At 67.5% G+C, this 20,511-nt stretch carries 13 protein-coding genes; 10 read left to right on the plus strand and 3 right to left on the minus strand.

From position 1 onward, the window contains the following. Positions 1–95 precede the first annotated feature (95 nt). Positions 96–6,065 carry an AAA family ATPase gene (locus tag KEG57_RS22005; RefSeq protein ID WP_272421004.1) on the minus strand — a complete coding sequence of 1,990 codons (5,970 nt, stop codon included), beginning with the start codon at positions 6,063–6,065 and terminating at the stop codon, positions 96–98. A gap of 139 nt (positions 6,066–6,204) precedes the next feature. On the opposite strand from KEG57_RS22005, the gene KEG57_RS22010 reads away from it, so the two are divergent. After that, on the plus strand, positions 6,205–7,407 hold the full coding sequence (locus KEG57_RS22010) for a Mur ligase family protein (RefSeq protein WP_272421005.1): 1,203 nt from the start codon (positions 6,205–6,207) through the stop codon (positions 7,405–7,407). Between the two features lie 78 nt (positions 7,408–7,485). Next, positions 7,486–8,811, plus strand: a complete 1,326-nt coding sequence (locus tag KEG57_RS22015) for an NTP/NDP exchange transporter (protein WP_272421006.1) — start codon at positions 7,486–7,488, stop codon at positions 8,809–8,811. 9 nt (positions 8,812–8,820) lie between these two features. On the opposite strand, the gene KEG57_RS22020 is transcribed toward KEG57_RS22015, so the two are convergent. Beyond that, positions 8,821–9,795: an NAD-dependent epimerase/dehydratase family protein gene (locus KEG57_RS22020; protein ID WP_272421007.1), complete on the minus strand. Its 975-nt coding sequence runs from the start codon at positions 9,793–9,795 to the stop codon at positions 8,821–8,823. Positions 9,796–9,866: 71 nt separating this feature from the next. Between KEG57_RS22020 and KEG57_RS22025 the strand changes: the two genes are divergently transcribed. The 8 genes from KEG57_RS22025 (at position 9,867) to KEG57_RS22060 (ending at position 20,025) form a co-directional block, all read left to right on the plus strand. Then, the gene (locus KEG57_RS22025; RefSeq protein WP_272421008.1) at positions 9,867–10,652 is read left to right on the plus strand and encodes an alpha/beta fold hydrolase; all 786 of its coding nucleotides are present in this window, start codon (positions 9,867–9,869) and stop codon (positions 10,650–10,652) included. A 59-nt stretch (positions 10,653–10,711) separates the two neighbouring features. Beyond that, positions 10,712–11,734 carry a PA0069 family radical SAM protein gene (locus KEG57_RS22030; protein WP_272421009.1) on the plus strand — a complete coding sequence of 341 codons (1,023 nt, stop codon included), beginning with the start codon at positions 10,712–10,714 and terminating at the stop codon, positions 11,732–11,734. A 330-nt stretch (positions 11,735–12,064) separates the two neighbouring features. Beyond that, positions 12,065–13,243, plus strand: a complete 1,179-nt coding sequence (locus KEG57_RS22035; protein WP_272458776.1) for an NlpC/P60 family protein — start codon at positions 12,065–12,067, stop codon at positions 13,241–13,243. Positions 13,244–13,397: 154 nt separating this feature from the next. Beyond that, positions 13,398–14,465, plus strand: a complete 1,068-nt coding sequence (locus KEG57_RS22040) for an NlpC/P60 family protein (RefSeq protein ID WP_272421011.1) — start codon at positions 13,398–13,400, stop codon at positions 14,463–14,465. A gap of 120 nt (positions 14,466–14,585) precedes the next feature. Next, entirely contained in the window at positions 14,586–15,761 is a 1,176-nt protein-coding gene (locus tag KEG57_RS22045; protein ID WP_272421012.1) for an NlpC/P60 family protein, read from the plus strand. Between the two features lie 195 nt (positions 15,762–15,956). After that, entirely contained in the window at positions 15,957–16,862 is a 906-nt protein-coding gene (locus tag KEG57_RS22050) for an NAD(P)/FAD-dependent oxidoreductase (protein ID WP_272421013.1), read from the plus strand. Positions 16,863–16,911: 49 nt separating this feature from the next. Further along, positions 16,912–19,233 (plus strand): OPT family oligopeptide transporter, encoded by a 2,322-nt coding sequence (locus KEG57_RS22055; protein WP_272421014.1) that lies wholly within the window; start codon positions 16,912–16,914, stop codon positions 19,231–19,233. Between the two features lie 54 nt (positions 19,234–19,287). Next, a complete protein-coding gene (locus KEG57_RS22060) occupies positions 19,288–20,025 on the plus strand; it encodes a hypothetical protein (protein ID WP_272421015.1) in 738 nt (245 codons plus the stop codon). Here KEG57_RS22060 and KEG57_RS22065 read toward each other — a convergent pair. Further along, positions 20,012–20,464, minus strand: a complete 453-nt coding sequence (locus tag KEG57_RS22065; protein ID WP_272421016.1) for a helix-turn-helix domain-containing protein — start codon at positions 20,462–20,464, stop codon at positions 20,012–20,014. The two genes, KEG57_RS22060 and KEG57_RS22065, sit on opposite strands and share 14 nt — an antisense overlap. Positions 20,465–20,511 lie beyond the last annotated feature (47 nt).

A 20,511-nucleotide genomic window follows, 5' to 3' on the forward strand; every position in this document is an offset into this window, starting at 1 on the left:
AAGGTCTCCCATCGCGCCGGGAATGAGGCGCGGCGCGGGGCCATCGTAGAGCAAATCGCCCCCGTCGATCGGGCTTTCGCCCTCCGACCTGTCGCTCAGTCCCGGGGCGGAGGTATTTCGCCTTGGTTTCCCACCCCCGGGGGAAGGAAGGGGAGCTCCACGAGGAACGTCGCTCCGGCGTTTGGCTGGCTTTCCACGCGGACGGACCCGCCATGCGAGGTCACGATCCAGTGCACCAGGTACAGCCCGAGGCCGAGGCCCCCGAAATTCTGCGCCGGCACCGCGCGCTCGAAGCGATTGAAGATCTTGGCCTGATCTTTCTCCGCAATTCCGATTCCATGGTCCCGGACGACGAGCAACGCCGAGGCGGCCTGCCTGCGCACGGTCACGTGAATGGGCTGATGCTTGCCGTATTTCATCGCGTTCGACAGGAGGTTCACCACGACCTGCTCCAGGCGGGACTTGTCCCAGGACCCCACCACGGGCGCGTCCATCTCGAGCTCCATCCGGCAGCCCGCCGATGCGAGCTGCGGGGCCATTCGCCGGGCGACCTCGCGGGTCAGGGCGGAGAGCTCGACCGGCTCGAAGGTGAGCGTCAGCCGTCCGCTGTGCAGCCTCGCAACATCGAGCAGCTCGTCCACCAGGTGCCCGAGCCGCGCGACCTGCCGATGGAGGACCTGGAGCATCGTCTCGATCCGTGCCGGGGTGAGAGGCACGGACGGGTCGCGGCGCATGAGCCGCTCGACCAGCTGAATCTGCAATTGCAGCGACGCGAGCGGGGTCTTGAGCTCGTGGGAGGCGACCATGAGGAATTCGTCCCGGAGTCCGATCGCCTCCTGGGCTTTGGCGTACAGCCGGGCATTGTCGAGCGCGAGCGCTGCGCGGCGCCCCAGCTCTTCGGCGAGTGCCAGGTCGGCCGCGCCATAACGACGATGAGGCGCGGTTGCCAAGAGGAACATGACCCCGAGGCATCGATCACGCGCGAGGAGCGGGACCCGGAGGTAGGCGTGGACGTTCCGGTCTTGCAAAAGGGGCGCGGCGCGGGCGTCTCCGATTTCGGGCTCGGTCGGCATCGATACCACGAGCCCGCTCAGCGCCTCGCGCAGCATATCGAGCTCTCCGGGGGGCACGCCTCGGGCAGCGGTATGGAAACGCGTGTCGTTCTCGGAGGGGACGGTGACGACGCACTGGTCGGAGAGCTCGGGCACCGCGAGCGCGGCCACGCTATCGAGCGTCGCTTCATACCCGAGCACCATCAGGGTACGGCTCGCCTCGGCCAGAAAGCGCTGGGCTCGCTCGGCCTGCTTGCGCTCGGTGATGTCGGTCGACATCCCGCAGAGCGTGCGCGATGCGGTGCCTTCGCCGAGCGGGAACTTGACCGACAGGAAGGTATGCAATCCATCGGCGAGCGGAACCTCCTCCTCCCACTCCATCGGCGCGCCTGCCTCGAGCACCTTCCGATCGTGGTCACGAATCATCTCTGCGACCGGAGCGGGGAAGAGGTCCGCGTCGGTTTTTCCGAGGAGATGCTCGTTCGGCACGCGGAGCAGGTGGCCCACGTGCCGATTGGTGAGCAGGAAGCGGCCTTCGCGGTCCTTGAGGTAGATGGCCGCCGCCGAATTGTCGATGATGGCCTTGAGGGCCTGCTCCGCCCGCCTCCGCTCGGTGTTCTCCTCTTCGAGGTCAGAATAGAGCACGGCATTTTCCACCGAGATGGCCGATTGCGAGGCGAGCAGTTCGAGCACGCTGAGCCGCCCGGCGGTGAACGCCCCGGTGACGAGGTTGTTCTCCAGGTAGAGCATCCCGAGCAGACGCGTCTGGCGCACGATCGGCAGGCAGAGCAATGACCTCGGCCGCTTGCGCGTGAAGTAGTCGTCCTCGAGGAACGGGTGCCGGGCGGTGGCGTCGTCGAGCAGCACGCGCTCGCGGGTCCGGCGAACGTAGTTCAGAATGGATTGCGGAAGCGTCGCCGTCGACCTCTCGGTCGTATCGAGCAATTGCACCGTCCCTCCGCGCGCCTCGATCGCGGCCGCAATAGACAGGCGCTCGTCCCGGACGAGGAGCACGTGCCCTCCGTCCGCGCCCGCGTGCTCGATCACGACGCGCAGCAATGTCTCGAGCAATCGCGGCAGCTTGAGCTCCCCGGAGATGCTTTGCGAGGCCTTGACCACCGATAAGACGTCGAATTGCTCGGCCCGCACGGCGAAGGTGACGGTGGGGGCGATGGGCTTGCGCTCCACGAGGTGGGGGTAGCGCTGGTCGAGCTGCTCCACCTTGGCATGGGCGCCCCAGCGGAAGTAGCCGGCGCGGGCCTTTTGCAGGTAGGCGTCGGCGGCGATGGAAAGGCCGCGCGCGCGGTAAAACCCCGCCGCGAGCTCGCAGGCGATGGCCTCGTACTGGACGAAGCCGTGCTCCCGCGCCGACGAAATGGCCTGCTCGTAGAGCCGGATGGCCTCCGCCTCTTGCCCCCGGAGCCGGGCGATTTCGGCGCGGAGGAGGGCGTGCTTGTGGAGGAAGTTTTCGGGGCAGTTCGAGGCCCACACGCCGAGCTGCCTCTCGCCCGAAAGGAGGCCCTCGGGGAGGTCCCGCGGCTCCGAGGGCGACGCCTCGTCGCAGAGGGCGGCGAGCGCGAGCGCGCGATAGAAGACGTGATCGACGAACAACGGACTCGTCCTGATCTTTGCAGGGTTCTCGGCGCTCGCCAGGGTCGTCGCCGCGGCAGCCTCTCGGGGACAGCCAAGCACGAAGAGCGCCTGTGCTCTCAGGATGTAGTAATAGCCATGGGCTCCCTCCATGTCCTTCGGATCCAGCCGCGCCTCGAAGGCCTCTTGATCCAGCACCGATCCATCCAGCATCGGGAAGTGGACGGCTCTCCCTCGCAGCGTCTGGATCAGGCCATGGGCGCTGAGGAGGGTATCATGAGCGAACGGGTAACCGGCCCTGCGCACGAAGGCGAGTCGATCTTCGACTGCATGAATGACGTCCTCCAGGCGCTCTCCGCAGGCGAGCGGGAACAACGGGGCATGACCACTATTGAGACATGCGATGATCAGATCACCCGACTCGATCGCGGCATTGAAGCCAATGCGCCCGGCGAGACCACTCTCTCGATAGCCACGCATCCAGAAAGCAATGTGGTGTCCGAATATCGTGAATGCGAAGGACTTCGTGGTGATGAAGCTGCTCCTGTCCGCCAGGTCGCAGGCGACTTTGCCGAACCGGTAAGCCTCCTTGTATCTTTCGAACCTCCAGCTGATCTCCATTGCGAAATCGATGTACGCGTGGGCGGAGCTCTCGGCGTTGCCGTGACGCAGGCTGAGCTCGATTCTGCGCGTGGCAAGGAGATACACCAGGTTCGGGTCTACCAGATAAGCGGCGACCCCCATGCCTCGCAAGACGCCCATCACCACCTTGATCTCCGGGTGCGTCATGGGGGGCAGATGCAGGAGATCCTCGATAGGCCGGTCGCCCAGCAATCGCCAGATACGTTCGGTTTCTTTTTCGATCTCGGTGTCGGTGGGGTGCGGTGATATCTCGATACCGAAGGCGCGGAGGCACGGAAGCCCGATCTCCACCGCGCGGGCGCTTTGCCCGCGGGTCGCATGGAAGGCCACCACGAGCTCGACGACCGCGGCCCTCTCGATCGTGGTCCGCGCTCGCGCCATCAGCTCTTGGAAGAGCTGTTCGATGTCAGCGAAGCTGCTCGTGGCATACGCTGCGTGCGCGCGCTCGAAGGTCAGGCTGTACGTCAGCTCGTACTGCGCCTCCCAGCGGTCAGGCGCGAGCAATGCCACGCCGGCGGCGAAGAGCGCAGCCGCCGAGTGGAAGGCCGCCGCGGCCTTGGCCTTTCTGCCGGCGCGCAGGTTCAACGCGGCCAGCTCGTCCCTCTCCGCCTGCGAATGGAGGAGCGCCGCGCCGCGGTTCAGGTGACCGACGATGTCGAAGATGGTCTCCTCACGCTTTTCGGCGCGTTGACGCTGGAGGAGCACCCGGCCAATCCCGAGGTGCACCTCAGGGAGCTGCCCTGTCGGAATCAGCGCGTAGGCGGCTTGCTGCACCCGGTCGTGGAGGAATCGATAGGTCCCGCCCTGGGAAAGGATCAGCCCCTCCCGCGCGGCCTCTTCGAGCGCCTCGCGGAGCTCTGCGGCCGGACGCTTGGCGACCACCGCGAGGGTATCGACGTCGATGCGATTGCCGATGCACGCGGCGAGCTTGAGCGCGTCCTGCGCCGGGACCGAGAGCCGCGAAAGTTTTCCTGCCATCAGCTCGACGACGTTGTCGGTGAAGCCTTTTTCGTGGATCGCGGTGATGTCCCATCTCCACGCGCCCGCCTCCGCATCGAGGGCAATGAGCCCCTCTTGATGCAGCGCGATCAAAAACTGGAGCACGAAAAACGGATTGCCGCCGGTCTTCTCATACACCAGGCGTGCGAGCGGCTCGGCCCGCTCCGCGCTTTCGTGGACCGCCTCGGCCACGAGCGCTCCGACATGCGCGGCCGAGAGCGGGGCGAGGACGATGTCGGCGACCGCGGCGCCGCGCTTTTTCACGTCCGCCAGCGTGAGCGAGAGCAGGTGCGCGGGGCCGACCTCGTTGTCGCGGTAGGCGCCGAGCACGAGCAAGTGCGCCGCCTCGGTATACGTCACGAGCTGCTCGAGGAGCTTCAAGCTGGCCGCGTCGGCCCATTGCAGATCGTCGAGAAACAGCACCAACGGATGCTCTTTCCTGGCAATCACGGCGACGAAGCGCTGGAGCGTCGCGTGCAGCCGGCTCTGGGCCTCGACCGCGGGGAGCTCGGGCATGGGCGCTTGCGGGCCCACGACCTGCTCGATGTCGGGGAGCACGTCGGCGAGCAGCCGACCGTTCGGGCCGAGGGCCTCTCGCAGGCGCTCCCGGAAGCGTTCGACCTCGGCCTCGCTCGCGCTCAGGATCTCCTGCAAAAGGCCGCGGAACGCCTGGAGGAAAGGAAGGTAGGGGATGTCTCGATTGTAGGGGTCGCACTTGCCAGAGACGAAAAACCCCCGTTCCCGCACCACGGGGTTGTGAAGCTCGGCCACGAGTGACGATTTGCCGATGCCCGAGTAGCCCGACACGAGCACGAGCTCCGGCCGGCCCTCTGCGACCACCCGCTCGAATGCGGCGCGCAGCGCCTCGACTTCGCGCTCGCGCCCATAGAGTCGCTGCGGGATCTGGAAGCGGTCGGAGAGGTCACGCTGCCCGAGCGCAAACGGTTGAATGATGCCGCTCGTCCGCCACCGGGCGAAGCACTCGGTCAGGTCGTGCCGCAGCCCGAGCGCGCTCTGATAACGATCCTCGGCGGCCTTGGCCAAAAGCTTGAGCACGACTGCGGACAAAAGCGGGGGAACGGACGGGACGATCGCGTGGGGCGGGAGGGGTGTCTGGGCGATGTGGCAATACACCCATTCCACGGGGTCGCTGGCCTGGAAGGGCAGGGTGCCCGTCAGCATCACGTAGAACGTGACGCCGAGGGAATACAGGTCGGTCCGCTCGTCGATCCAGCGGTTCATCCGGCCCGTCTGTTCCGGGGCCATATAAGCGAGCGTCCCCTCGATGAGAACGGCGTGGGTGAGGTTCTGGGATTCGCGTGGCGCCCGGGAGGCGATCCCGAGATCCGTGATTTTGACCTCGCCGGTATCGGGGTTGTAGAGCAGGTTTTGAGGCTTGATGTCCTTGTGGATGACGTGATGCCGATGCAGCTCGGCGAGCGCTGAGGTCATTCGGAGGGCGAGCGGGAAGAAGCGCTCGAGCGGCATGGGACCGTCGAGCAGCTGATCGAGCGAATGGCCCCCGAAGTCCTCCAGGACCAGGGCCGGCTGGCCGTCGAGCGCATCGATTGCGTACGGCTTGACGACGGCCGAAGCGTCCATCGCCCCGGCGATTTCGTACTCGTGATACAGCCGCCCGAGGGCGCGGGGGCCGGCGTGGTCGGCTCGCAGGACCTTGAGCACCACCGGCCGGTCGTCTTCTTTGCGGCGCGCTCGGAAGACGAGGGTGTCTGCCCCTTCGTGGAGGATTTCGAGTCCGACATAACGCGAATCACGGGTCATGTGAGCCTTTGGAGGCGATCGGCGTGCCTCCGGTTCATAGAGCTATCGAGCCACTTGCGCATCGCGCAGGCCACGCACGGGAGCCCTTGCTCGACCTCTTCGTCGATTCCTTCGGCTGGATGTACTAGGCTCGGCGCCCATGTTCCCGCCGCCGCCCCGTTTTTCGCGCCGCATGACCACCGCGGGCGTCACCGGCACGAACGGAAAAACCACGACCACGACCTTCCTCGCGGCCGCGCTCGCCTGCCTCGCGCGGCCCGTCCTGCGCGTCACCACGCTCGGCGCCTTCCTCGACGACGCGAAGCTCCCGTTCCCGGCGACGCACGACGACTTCCTCGAAGCGATGCGCCACGGCTACGAAAAGGGCGCGCGATATGCCGCCGTCGAGGCCACGAGCGAGGCGCTCGCGCTCGGGTTTGCCAAGGCCTGGCCCATTTCTCTCGCCGTCTTCACGAACCTCACGCGGGATCACCTCGACGCGCACGGCTCGCCCGAGCATTACCTCGCGAGCAAAGCGCAGCTCTTCGTGCACCTGCCCGCGGGCGGCGCGGCGATCCTCAATGCCTGGGATCCCGCCTCGGAGCTCCTCGCGGAGGTCGTCGCGAAAGGCGCGCGGACCGTCACGTACGGCCTCCCGTCCCGCACGCCGGGAAGGCCGGCGCTCCGGCCCGATCTCGTGGCCGAAGCCATCTCCGTCGGCTGGGACGGCACGCGCGGCAGGCTCGCGCCCTCGTCACGGTATCGCGACATGCCGCAGGAAATACGCATTTGCGCGATCGGCGAGCCGTTCCTGGAGAATGCGCTCGCCGCGCTCGCGGCCGCGATCGAGGCGGGCGTCCCTCCGGCCGACGCGGCGGACGCCATCGCTCGCGTGCCCGCGCCGCCCGGCCGATTCCAGGTCCTCGGCGAGGGGCCACGCGCCGTCGTCGATTACGCGCATTCCCCCGACGCGCTCGTCCGCACGCTCGTCACCGCGCGTAGCCTCACCGCGGGCCGCCTCGTCGTGGTCTTCGGCGCCGGCGGCGATCGCGACCGCGGCAAACGCGCTTTCATGGGCGAAGCCGCGCGCCGCGCCGATCGGGTCGTGCTCACGAGCGACAACCCCCGGAGCGAGGATCCCGCGGCGATCGCCGAACAAATCCGCGCGGGGCTCGGCGATCATCCGGGCGTCCGCGTCGTCGTCGACCGCGCCGAGGCCATCCGCGGGGCGATCGCGGACGCGGGCCCTTCGGACGTCGTCGTGATCGCGGGCCGCGGCCCCGAGACCGAGCAGATCTTCGCCTCGGGAAAACGCAGGCTCGTGGACGCGGAGGTCGCGGCCGCGGCGCTCGCGAAGGCGTGAAGCAAAAAAAAACCGGCATTCCCCGTACCCGCCGCGCGCCGTTCGGGCATGATGCCCGCGATGCAGCGAGGGTTCGTCTTGCGCTTGGTTCAACGCGTCGTCGCCGTGCGCCCCGAGGAGATCGGCGCCGTCGTGTGGGCGTTCGTCTACTTCTTCCTGCTCCTCTCGGGGTATTACCTCATTCGCCCGCTCCGGGACGCCATGGGCATCGCCGGCGGCGAGAAGGCCCTGCCGTGGCTCTTCTCCGCGACGTTCGTGGTGATGCTCTGCGCGGTCCCGCTCTACGGCGCCCTCGTCACGCGCCTCTCGCGCCGCCGCCTCGTCCCCGTCGTCCACCGGTTCTTCGCGGCAAACCTCCTCCTCTTCTTCGCGCTCGCCTCCCTCGGCGTCCCGCGCCCGATGATCGGTCGCGTCTTCTTCGTCTGGACCAGCGTCTACAACCTGTTCGTCGTCTCCGTCCTCTGGAGCTTCCTCGTCGACGTCTTCACGAGCGAGCAAGGCAAGCGCCTCTTCGGCGTCATCGCCGCGGGCGGCAGCGCGGGCGCGATCGTGGGCCCGCTCGTGACCGCCGCCGTGAGTGAGCGGCTCGGACAAACCCACCTCTTCTGGCTCCTCGTCCTCTCGGCCGTGACCTTGGAAGCCTGCGTTTACTGCGCGCGGCGCGCCGAGCACCACGCGGGCGCCCGGAACGAATCGGAGGCGCGCGCCTCATCGGACAAACCCGTCGGCGGGTCGCTCTTCGCCGGCGTTCGCCTCATCGTCGCGTCGCCGTACCTCGCGGGCATCGCGCTCGCGATGCTCCTCCTGACGACGATGAACACGTTCCTCTACCTCCAGAAGACGGACCTCGTCCGCCGCGCGGCGCAGGGAGCGGCCGCGCATACGGCCCTCTTCGCCTGGAACGATACGGCCGTGAACGTCCTGTCCGCCGCGCTCTCGCTCTTCCTCACGGGCCGATTGATGACCCGGCTCGGCCTCGCCGCGGCGCTCGTGGTGCTTCCCGTCCTCTCCGGCCTCGGATTCTCGGCGCTCGCCGTCTATCCGTCGCTCGCCGTCGTCGCCGTCGTCGAGGGCCTCCGCCGCGCGTCGCAATACGCGATCGAGCGCCCGGCGCGCGAGGTGCTTTATACCGTCCTGCCCCGGGAAGCGAAATACAAGGCGAAGAGCTTCATCGATACCGTGGTGTTCCGCGGCGGCGACGCCTCGAGCGCGTGGGCCCACGCGGGCCTGCTTTCGCTCGGTTTGTCCTCCTCGGGTATCTCGCTCGTCGCGGTCCCGCTCGCGGGCCTCTGGCTCGGCGTGGCGCTGTTCCTTGCCCGCCGCGAGAAGATCATGGCCGCGGAGCTTTCCGAGCCGCGCGCGGCGCCGAGACCGGCGGAGGAACCGGGGATTTCCCAGGGATGACGCAGAGCGTCAGCCGTGGCCCTTGGCGCGCAGCCAGGCGAAGCTCCTCGCCATTCCCTCGTCGAGCCCGATCCGCGGCCGGTAGCCGATCGATTTGATCCGTTCGATCCCGTATTGCCCGCGGCGAAGCACGTATCGCACGGCCTCGCGGTTCATCTCGAGCTCCCGCCCGAGCGCCGAGGCCGCGCGATCGAGCGTCGAGGCCGCGCGGAGCACGAGCGGCGCGGGGAGATCGGGGATCCCGCGCAGACCCAGGAATCGCTGGTAGTGGCTGAAAAACTCGCGCGCCGTCGTGCGCCTTTCGTCGGTGACCGTGAAAGGCAGGCCGCTCTTTTTCGCGTCGAGGACGAGGTCGATCGCGTCGAGGAGGTTGTCCACGTAGACGTGGTTCACGTGACAAACCTTGCTATCGACGTAGATCCAGGACCGCGCCGCCATCATGCGTGTGGGCCGCTCCGTCCAGGGGATCGAGCCCGGGCCATAGACGTCGCCGGGCCGCACCACGTAGACGTCGAACACGCCCGGCTCGTGCGCCGCGAGCGCGAGCGCCTCGCTCCGAATCTTCGTCGCGCAATAGGGATTGTCGAGGCCGCCCACGGGTCCGTCCTCGGGCACGCCGTCGGGGAAATCGAAGCCGTGCACCATGACCGACGAGATCATCACGAAATGGCGCACCCCCGCGCGCCGCGCCGCGACCAGCATCGCGCCCGTGCCGCCCACGTTCACCCGCTCGAAAAGCGCCATCGGGCCCGATTCCCGCACGACCGCGGCCGTGTGGTAGACGATCTCCGCGCCCGCGCAGAGCGCCGCGCACGCCGCCGGATCCGAGACGTCGCCGCGGACGAGCTCGATCGAAGGGCCGCCCTCCCGATCCGGCGCGAGATCCAGCCCTCGCACACCCCTGCCGGCCGCGAGCGCGCGCGTGGCGAGCGCCCGGCCGAGGAAGCCCGACGCGCCCGTGATGGCCACGACCGATCCGCTCATGCGTCTCCCCGCTCCTCCTCTCCGAAAGGCGCACCTTGACCACAAGGCCCCTTTCGGTTTCCTTTCACGCCATGCCCCACGTCGATCTGAATGGCCAAAAGATTTTCTACGAGGACACGGGCGGCGACGGACCGCCCGTCGTCCTTGCGCATGGCTTCTTGATGGATCTCTCGATGTTCGATCCGCAGGTCTCGGTCCTCGCGCCCGAGTTCCGCGTGATCCGCTTCGACGCCCGCGGCTTCGGCCGCACGCAGAGCGACGGCAATCGCTTCACCTACTGGGACTCGGCCGAGGACTGCATGCGGCTCCTCGATCACCTCGGCATCGAGCGCGCCGTCGTCGGCGGCATGTCCCAGGGCGGCTTCCTCGCGCTGCGCGCCGCCCTGAAGTGGCCCGATCGCGTGAAGGCCCTCGTCCTCATCAGCTCGCAGGGCGGCGTCGACGACGCCGAGACCCTCGCCGGGAACCGGGGCATGCTGGAGACCTGGCGGCAACAAGGCCCGATCGATCCGATCATCCACACGATCGCCGGCCTCATCCTCGGCGCGCCCGAGCACTGGGAGCCCTGGATCTCGACGTGGCGGAAGACCCCGGTCGAGACCCTCGTGGCGCCCACGCTCGCCCTCATCGAGCGCGAGGACATCACCGATCGCCTCGGCGAGATCAAGCAGCCCGCGATCGTCTTCCACGGCGACGCGGACGCCGCGATTTCGCTCGAGCGTGGCCGCCTCCTCGCGGACAAACTCCCGGGTTGCAAGGCTTTCGTCCCGGTGAAGGGCGCCGCACACGCGTCAAACCTCACCCATGCCGATCAGGTGAACCCGCCGCTCCTCGCGTTCCTCCGCGCGCACGCGTGAGCCGGACGGGCTGAACATCCGAGCAGACAAACCGGGGCCCTCGCGCTAGGATGCGCGGCATGCCGCGCCCCGTGCAGAACCCGCCGAACCCCTGGGCGAAGACCGAGGTCGAGTGGCTCGACGAGCCGCCGAACGCGACGCTCCAGGTCTTCGAGGAGGAGGCGCGCTCGATCCTCTCCGAGAACGAGAGCCCGGATCTGCCCTTCCGCTTCAGCCTGAACCCCTACCGCGGCTGCATCCACGCCTGCGCCTACTGTTATGCCCGCCCGAGCCACCAGTACCTCGGCTTCGGCGCGGGCACCGATTTCGATCGCAAGATCGTGGTCAAGACGAACGCGCCGCGCCTCCTCCGCGAGGCCTTCGAGAAGCCGAGCTGGCGCGGCGACGGGATCGTCCTGTCCGGAAATACGGATTGTTATCAGCCGCTCGAGGCGAGCTACGAGCTCACACGGCAATGCCTGGAGGTTTGCCTCGCGTTCACGAATCCGGTTTCGATCATCACGAAGAGCCGCCTCGTGGCGCGGGACGCGGGCCTCTTGGCGGAGCTCGCGCGGCGGGCGCGGGCGCACGTGTTCCTCAGCATTCCGTTCGCAGAGGACGAGGATGGGCGCAAGATCGAGCCCTGGGCGAGCAAGACGAGCCTGCGCTTCGGCGCCATGCGCGCCCTCGCCGACGCGGGCGTCCCGGTCGGGATCGCCATTGCGCCGGTCATCCCGGGGCTCAACGATTCCGACATCGCCGAGCTCCTCGAGCGCGCGCGGGAGGCGGGGGCGGAAGCGGCGTTCCTGCAACCGCTCCGGCTCTCGGCCGAGGTCCTGCCCGTCTTCGAGGAGCGACTCGCCGAGGCGTACCCGCTCCGGGTGCAGAAAGTCCGCAATGCGATCCAGGAGATGCGCGGCGGGAAGATGAACGAGAGTGCGTTCGGGGCGCGCTTCTCGGGGCTCGGGCCCCGGTGGGCCATGATCGAGCGGATGTTCGAGGCCCATTGCGCGCGGCTCGGCCTGAACCGGGAGCGGATCACCCGCGAGGCAAAGACCACGTTCCAGCGACCGAAGCGGCAGCTCTCGCTCTTCGACGAGTGATAACAAAACCGACCACGGTACCATGGCTCGGGGCCGCGGCGCGCCGTTTTCCCTCCCGCGCCGCCGCGGGCTCCGAAATGGGCGAATGGAAAACCCGCCAGGTTACCATCGCCGGCGGACGGGCGACCATGGAAATCTGCGCTGCCCTACGAATTCGGTCATGAAGTGAGATCAAGATCACGGATTGTGCGCCTGCGCCTGATTCGACGCGAAAAATGAAGGAACGCGACGGCGGACGGGTTACGCTGGAGATGGTCACTGCGTAACGACGTTCGGCGCCGCCCCCCGCTCGGCGTGCACGTCCCCGCCGTGTCGGAGGTGAGGTGTGTCATGGCCAAAAGCCTGTCCCTGTTCCGTTCTTCTGCCGCCCTTCTCCCCTGTGTGACGGCCTTCGCGAGCCTTTCCGGCTGCATGTTCGATGCGGAAGAGCTGCACGATATCGCGCAGTTCGGCCTCGATCGCCAGGACGAGGGCGACGACGAATCCAAGCAGGCCGCGTTCGAGGAAGAGGACGTCGCGCCAGACGACGTCGATGCCGAAAAAAAGAAGAGCCATGGTAACCCGAGTCCCCAGGCGGGCGCGGCGTGTACCACGGTGGCCACGTTCAAATATGCGACGTCGGGGGACGTCACGACCGCCTCGATCAACAGCACCGTCGTCGCCTGGTTCACGAAGGGCGCCTATACGGTCCGAATGACCGGCCCCTCGCGAACCTTCTCCGCCGGGGTGACCGGCGTGCCCTCCGTCACCACGACGATGTGGATTCGCACGCTCGCCACGCCCTTCGACCCCGTCACGATGGGGACTACGGTTCGTAGCGCCTGGCTCAACGCCGCGCGCGCCGTCAATTGCGTGACGGGGACCTCGGACATCCTCGCTGTCGCTTATGAATACATCGAGGGCGGCTCGAATCACGCCGGCTACGCGAGCGGCGCGGACTTCCACGATTATCTCGGCCTTTCGTGGGATCCCGCCGACGGAAACATCGTCGCGCCGGACTCCACCCAGATCGGCAAGGTCGATTGCTCGGGCTTCTTGCGGCTCATCTTCGGCTTCCGCGCGAATTTTCTTTATGGTGGCGTGGAGGCGAAGATCCCGATGTCGTGGTACGTGACGGGCACGCTCACCCGCGCGAGCAAGGATCAATATCAATCGGGTCCGGGCAAGATCATCGTGCCCTTCCGCACCCAGCCGACGGGCGCCGTCGCTTTCAACGGAACGCCCACGGCGGCGGAGCTCTCGGCCATCCAGGTCGGCGATATCGTATTTTTCGACTCGGGCTGTGATTACTCGGTGTCCTCCCCCTCCTGCGGCACGGACTGGACCACGATCGGCCACACCGGGATTTACGTCGGCCGGGATTCCTCGAACAACGCCCGCTTCCTCTCGTCTCGCTCGACGGCGGACGGGCCCACGGTGGCGAACACGGGCGGCTGGTCGGTCTTCAACGACGCCGCCGGCATCTCCGGGACCTACCCGAAGCGCTTCCGGGCCGCGCGCCGGTTCTGAATGGTGCGTGGGCCGAGTTACATTGCTTCCGCCCGAAAAGAAAGAGAAAGCGACACGGAGCAGACACGCTATGCTGCGCACTTCTTGGCGCGTCGTCGCTTTCGTAAAGGCCGATCGGCGCGCGTGAACATACTTGCATTGGAGGTAACTCCAGATGGCAAATCGTGTTACCGACCTTCGATCGGTCGCCGCGATCCTTTTTTCTTTTGCGCTCCCCGGCTGCATCCTCGACGCGAAGGGCGCGCCCGAGCCGCCCGAGGACGAGGCTATCGACTCGATATCGCAGGCCATGTCGGCGTGCGGGGCGTCCTCGACATTCAAGTTCTCGACGTCCGGCGACATCACGACCGCCCACATCGGGGGCGACGACGTCGCGTGGTTCACGCAAGGCGCCTATACGGTCCGGATGACCGGGCCTCCGCGGACATTCGACGCGGGCGAGGCCGTTCCACGCATCACGACGACGACGTGGATTCGCACCCTGGACACGCCGTTCGACGCCGCCGCGACGTCGAGCCAGGACCTCCGCGCGTGGCTCAACGCCGCGCGCGCCGCGAACTGCGCGACCGGGACGCCCGACATCCTGGCCATCGCCTTCGAATACACCGAGGGCACCACGAAGGACGCGGGCTACGAGTTCGGCGCGGACTTCCACGATTACCTCGGCATCGACTGGGATCCGCCGGACGCGGACCCCCGCGCCGCCAATCCCGCGCAGCTCGGCAAGCTCGATTGCTCGGGCTACATGCGCCTCGTCTTCGGCGAGCGCACGAACTTCGTCCACGACGGGGTGCGCGCGAGAATACCCCTTTCGCTCCACGAAACCGGCGGCGCGATTCCCCGGACGAGCAGGGAGCAATATCGATCGGGTCCGGGCAAGATCCTCGTCCCCTTCCGCACCGAGCCTCCGGGCGCCGCGCCTTTTCACGGCGAACCCACGGCGGAGGAGCTCGCCGCCATCGAGATTGGCGACCTCGTCTTTTTCGACACCGATTGCCAATACGACGTCGAGACCCCCTCCTGCGGCACGGACTGGACCACGATCAGCCACGTCGGGCTTTATGTCGGAGAGGACGCCGACGGCGATCGCAGGTTCATCTCGAGCCGCATCGTGGCGGATGGTCCGACGATCGCGAACACGGGCGGCTTTTCGATCTTCAACGCGACGCCCGGCGTGCCCCACGCGTACCCCGCCTGGTTCCGAGCCGCGCGCCGGTTCTGATCCGCAAATTCGTCCGGCACACCGCTTGCAGCTTATCGTAGCCGAACCACGCCGCCTCCCCCCGGCGGCAGGCCCGGAAGCCCCGGCGCCGCGTAACCCCGACCCTCGGAGGTTCCCCCCATGGCCACGATGCTCGCTGCACTTCGGTCTTTTGCCAGCGTCCTCGTCCCCGGAATCACGCTCGCCGCGACCCTCACCGGTTGCTTCGGCGGGGGTGGAAAAGATGCGGCCCCCCCTGCGGGCCAGGACGTGGAAATCACGGACGGTAACGAGCCCGACGAGACGGGCGGTGACGAGCCGATGACGCCGCCGCCCGGCGACGAGCCGGTCGTGGAGGTCGGGGAAGAGGAGCAAGCCGCGGGGCCGTGCGCGAAGGTCGAGACGTTCACCTTCACGAAGTCGGGCGATACGAAGATTGCGTCGATCGACGGTGAGCCGGTCGCGTGGTTCACGCACGGCGGGTATTCCGTGCGGATGATCGGGGCATCGCGCACGTTCGGCGCGGCGGATAAATCGGTCGCCACGGTCACGACGACGTCGTGGGTGCGGACGCTGAGCGAGCCGTTCGACATCGAGAAGACCTCGGAGACGATGCTCTCGGCGTGGCTCAATGCGGCCCGCGGGGTCAACTGCGACGCCGGCACGCAGGATGTGCTCGCCATCTCCTATGATTACGTGGAGGGGGGTTCCGAGGACGCGCGGTACGCGCTCGGCGCCGATTTCCACGACTTCCTCGGCCTCGACTGGGATCCCATCGACGCGTTGAAGATCCTCCCGGACCTCGGGCTCGAAGGCGCGCTCGACTGTTCGGGCTACATGCGCCTCGTCTGGGGCAGCCGCACGAACTTCACGTTCGACGGCAAGGACGCGAGCATCCCGCTCTCCCTGAAGTCGCTCACCGGTCACCTGCCGCGCACGAGCGAGGACATGTACCGGGCCGGCACGGGCAAGATCCTCATCCCCTTCCGCACGCAGCCCGCCGGCGCGCCCTCCTTCCAGGGCGCGCCCACCACGACCGAGCTCGCCTCGCTCGAGCCGGGCGACCTCGTCTTCTTCGACACGACGTGCAGCTACGCGATCGCCACGGCCATCCTCTGCAGCAAGAATCCGAGCGCGATCAGCCACGTCGGCATGTTCGTGGGACGCGACAGCGGCGGGAACTACCGCTTCATTTCGAGCCGCACGACCGCCAACGGCCCGACGGTGGGCAATACGGGCGGCTGGTCGATCTTCAATGCCGGCGTCGACGGTACGGGCTCGTACCCGCAGCGCTTCCGCGCTGCCCGCCGGCTCTAAACCGAGCCCGGGGGGTGAGGCTCCGGCGCCTCAGGTACGTACGACAAACCTGGATCTCCACTTATCCGCCTGGATCACGGATGCACCAGGATCCCGGATCCTGATTCCTGCGTCTGGTGGCCTGGCTGGGCTTCCCGCGGGCCGCTCCTGGTGCCAGGTTTCCCTCGGGGCGGCTGAACGAGGGGAGGCGAGGGGGTGGAACGCTTCGACGTGCTCATCGTCGGCGGAGGTCCGGCCGGGCTCGGTGCGGCGCTGATTCTGGGGCGCTGCCGTCGCAAGGTGCTGGTCTGCGACGCCGGGGCCCCTCGCAATGCGCCTGCGCGAGGCATTCACGGGCTCCTCGGGCACGATGGTTTGCCCCCGGCGGAGCTCTTGCGCCGTGGGCGCGAGGAGGTCCGGCGATACGGCGTCACGATTCGTGACGTCGAGGTCTGCGACGTCCGCCGGAGCGGGCAAGGATTCGAGGCCGATCTCGCGGATGGCGGCCGGGTCGAGGCGCGCAAGGTCGTGCTCGCGACGGGAATGCTCGACGTCATTCCCTCGATCGAGGGCATGATCAAGTATTACGGGCGCGGCGTGTACCATTGCCCGATCTGTGACGGCTGGGAATGCCGCGACCAGCCGATTGGCGTCATCGGCCCCGCGCACCGCGCGATCCGCGCTGCGTTGCAGCTCCTCCGCTGGAGCGACGACGTCGTCATCTTCACGCACGGTCCTGCCGCGCTCACGGACGACGACAGGCGCCTGCTCGAAAAACATCGAATCGGATTGCGGGAGGCGCCCATCACGCGGCTCGAAGGCGACGGCGAGGAGCTTTCGCATGTCGTGCTCGAGGACTGCGAGGTCGTGCCGCGGCGGGCAATCTTCCTGAAGACGGGCGAGGTGCCTCGATCGGATCTGCCCACGAAGCTCGGCTGCAAGATCAACGGCGACGGGACGACGGAGGCGGAGTTCCACGGGAGCACGGAATCCGAGGGCGTCTTCGTGGTGGGTGACGCTTCGCCTCGGGTCCAGCTCGTCAGCGTGGCGCAGGCCGAAGGGGCGGCCGCCGCCGTCCGCATCAATGCGATCTTGCAGGACGAGGACCTCGCATCGCGTTGAGCGTGTGAGAGTGGAAGACATCCCCCTGTCCATTTGATAGGGTGCGCCAATGTCCGCGTCCTCCCCCGTCCCCGAAGCCGAGGCCGCTGCCCCCGACGCATCGGCCCCGCACGCGTCCCACGAGCCTTACGTTTCCGCGCGCGAGAGCCCACGCGAGCTCACCGTGCGCGCCGTGGCGCTCGGCGCGCTGCTCGGTATCGTCTTTGCCGCCTCCTCGGTCTACCTCGCCCTCAAGGTCGGCTTGACCGTCTCGGCGTCCATTCCGATCGCCGTCATGTCGATCACGATCTTCCGCTTCTTCGGACGCGCGACGATCCTGGAGAACAACATCGTCCAGACGACGGGCTCCGCGGGCGAGTCGATCGCGGCGGGCGTGGCATTCACGCTGCCCTCGCTCCTGCTCATGGGGTACGACCTTGCGGCGGGCCGGGTGCTCCTGCTCTCCGTGCTCGGCGGCTTGCTCGGCGTGCTGATGATGATCCCGCTCCGGCACGGGCTCATCGTGGAGGAGCACGGAAAACTGACATACCCCGAGGGCACGGCCTGCGCCGACGTGCTCGTCGTGGGCGAGACGGGCGGCACGAACGCGAAGACCGTGTTCGCGGGCTTCGGGCTCGGGTTTTTGTACAAGCTCCTCGGCGACCCGCTGAAGCTCTTCAACATGAACCCCGCCTATCGGTTCACGAGCTGGAAGGGCGCGAGCATCGCGGGGGAGCTCACGCCGGAGATGCTCGGTGTCGGCTATATCATCGGCCCGAAAACGGCGAGCACCACGATGGCGGGCGGCGTCCTCGCGTATCTCGTGCTCATCCCGCTCATCGCGTTCTTCGGCGACAAGATCGATAGCCCGATTTTCCCGGCGACGACGCTCATTCGCGACATGTCGCCGAACGACATCCGCAGCCGGTACGTGCTTTACATCGGCGCGGGCGCGGTGGCGACGGGCGGCTTCATCAGCCTCGGCCGCGCGCTGCCCACGATCGTCAAGGCGTTCCGGAGCGGCATCAAGAGCTTCCGCGCGGGCAAGGCGGCGAAGGAGGTGCCGCGCACGGAGAAGGATCTGCCGTTTTCGGTGGTCGTGTATGGCCTCATCGCGCTCCTGCTCGCGATATGGCTCGCGCCCATGCTCGGGATCACGCTGCCCACGGCCCTTCTGATCATGCTCTTCGGCTTCGTGTTCGTGACCGTCTCCTCGCGGATCTGCGGGGAGATCGGCTCGTCGTCGAATCCGATCTCGGGCATGACGGTGGCGACGCTGCTCATCACGTGCCTGCTCTTCCTGGCGATGGGCTGGGTCGGCGTGGAGCACCGGGCGATGGCGCTCTCGACGGCGGCGATTGTGTGCATCGCGGCCTCGAACGGCGGGGCGACGAGCCAGGACCTGAAGACGGGCTATCTCGTGGGCGCGACGCCGCGAAGGCAGCAGATTGGCCTGCTCGTCGGGGTCGTGACGAGCGCGCTCGTCATTGGCTACACGCTGCTCTTCCTCAATGCGTCCTACACGACGCGGGCCGCGGAGACGTACGACGTGCCCATTCCGGTCGAGTCGATCACCGCGCAGGTGGAGAAGGGCCCGGACGGGAAGGACTATCGAATCGCTTACCAGCCGAACTCGGGCGCGGCCATTCCGCAAGGAAAATACCTGGTCGAGGAGTCGGGGAAGGTGGCGTTCGTGATCGACCCCGGCATCGGCGGCCGCGTGCCGCACGAGCCGAAAAAGCTCGAAGGCGACGTCGTGGTGCCCAAGAACGCGACGAGCAAGGGCACGATGCTCGGCCCGGATCGCAAATCGTACACGGTCTTCGAGGTGGCCGAGGACGGGGCCATGCACGCCGGGCGGTACCTCGGCGAGGACGGGAAGCTCGTTTACGAGCTGCGCGAGGTGAAGAAGCTTGACGCTCCGAAGGCGAGCCTGTTCGCGCTGATCATCGACGGCATTCTCACGCGCAAGCTGCCCTGGAGCCTCGTGCTCATCGGCGTGATGCTGGCGATCGTGATGGAGCTCTGCGGCGTTTCGGCGCTGCCGTTTGCGGTCGGCGTGTACCTGCCGATCTCGACGAGCGTGCCCATTTTCGTCGGTGGCCTCGTGCGGTGGCTGGTCGACAGGAAGCGCGGGCAGGCGGGCGGCGACGAGGAGTTCAGCCCGGGCACGCTGCTCAGCTCGGGATACATTGCGGGCGGCGCCATCGCGGGCCTTGTCGCGGCGCTCGTCGCGGGGCTCGGCATGGAGCACAAGTTCGACCTCTCCACCGTGTTCACGCGGTTTTCGACGTCGAACCTCTCGGGCGTGCTCGCGTTCGGCGCCATCGCGGCTGCGCTTTACTGGGCCGCCGTTCGGGGGAAGTCGGCCGTCGGCAAGAACGAGGGCTAGCAGCCTGCGGAAGGGCCGGGGGGCGCGGCGCGGACCTTGCCAGCCGCCCCCCCGATGTCTCCTCGAAACGTACTGAAATACCTCCTCGTCATCCTGTTTTTCCCCGCCTGCTCGGGCGAAGAGCCCGAATCCTTCACCGAAGATCCCGAATTCCTCGCCGAAGAATCCGAATCCCTCGCCGAGGACGTGTCCGCGATCGCGCGACGCTGCGAAGTCGGCTCCGATTGCGCCGCGGGGCTCGGCTGCGTCCAGGGTGTCTGCTCGCCGTGCAATCGTCACGCACACTGCGCGAGCGACGTGTGCGACCTTTACCAAGGCGGCCGGTGCATCCCCGAAAACGAGGTCCTTTACGTGGGCCGCAAGGTCGTCGTCGACTACGAAGAATGCGAACGCGCCACGGGCGTGAGGAACGATCCCTTCTGCCAGATCCGGGACGCCATTCCGACGCTGGGCAGCGGGAAAAAGGTGATCCGCGTCGCGCCGGGGTTCTATTTGCCATTCCACGTCAGCGCGGGCGAGGCGCTCACCGTCTACGGCCCGGCTGGCGAGGGCGGGATCGCGCAGGTCACCGAGGAGGACGTGGGCGGATTGAGCGTGCGGGGCGGTGCGAACGTCGTGCTCGATGGGCTCGAGATCGGCCGCTATTCGTATCGCACCGGCCTGCGCTGCGAGGGCCCGGGGACGCGGCTCGTCGTGCGGCGCAGCCAGATCTTCAACGACACGAGGGCGCCCATGCACTCGAATGGATGTGACCTGAAGCTCGAGCACACCGAGGTCTTCACCCGCGATTAGTCTTGTTTCGTGGTGGCTGCGGAGCCCTCTTCTTTCGCGCTCCGAGAGTTCCAGATGCGGTGGCCCCAAGCAGGCGGCGGAAGGTGGGGCATTCCATGTGGCTCGGCGCGCGGCAGGCAGCGGCGTGCCGGAGGCCGTCGCGCATGGCACTCAGTTCACGGATCGTCTTGTCGAGCTCCTCCGCTTTGGCCACGAGCATCTGCCGGTCGATGCGCGGCCGCCCATCCGGCGCGAACATGAGCGCGATCTCGTCGAGCGAAAAACCGGCGGCGCGCCCCAGCGCGATCAGCGCCAGCCGCTCCAGCACGCCGGGATCGAACAGACGGCGCAGGCCCCGCCTGCCGATCGAGGCGATGAGCCCCTTTTCCTCATAGAACCGCAGCGCCGAGGCGGGAACGCCGGACCGCTGCGCTACCTCGGCGATGTCCAGGTTTCTCACCCCTTGACCTCAAGTCGACTTGAACTGGCATCGTGTAGCTCCCGCTT

The organism is Polyangium jinanense (genome assembly GCF_028435365.1).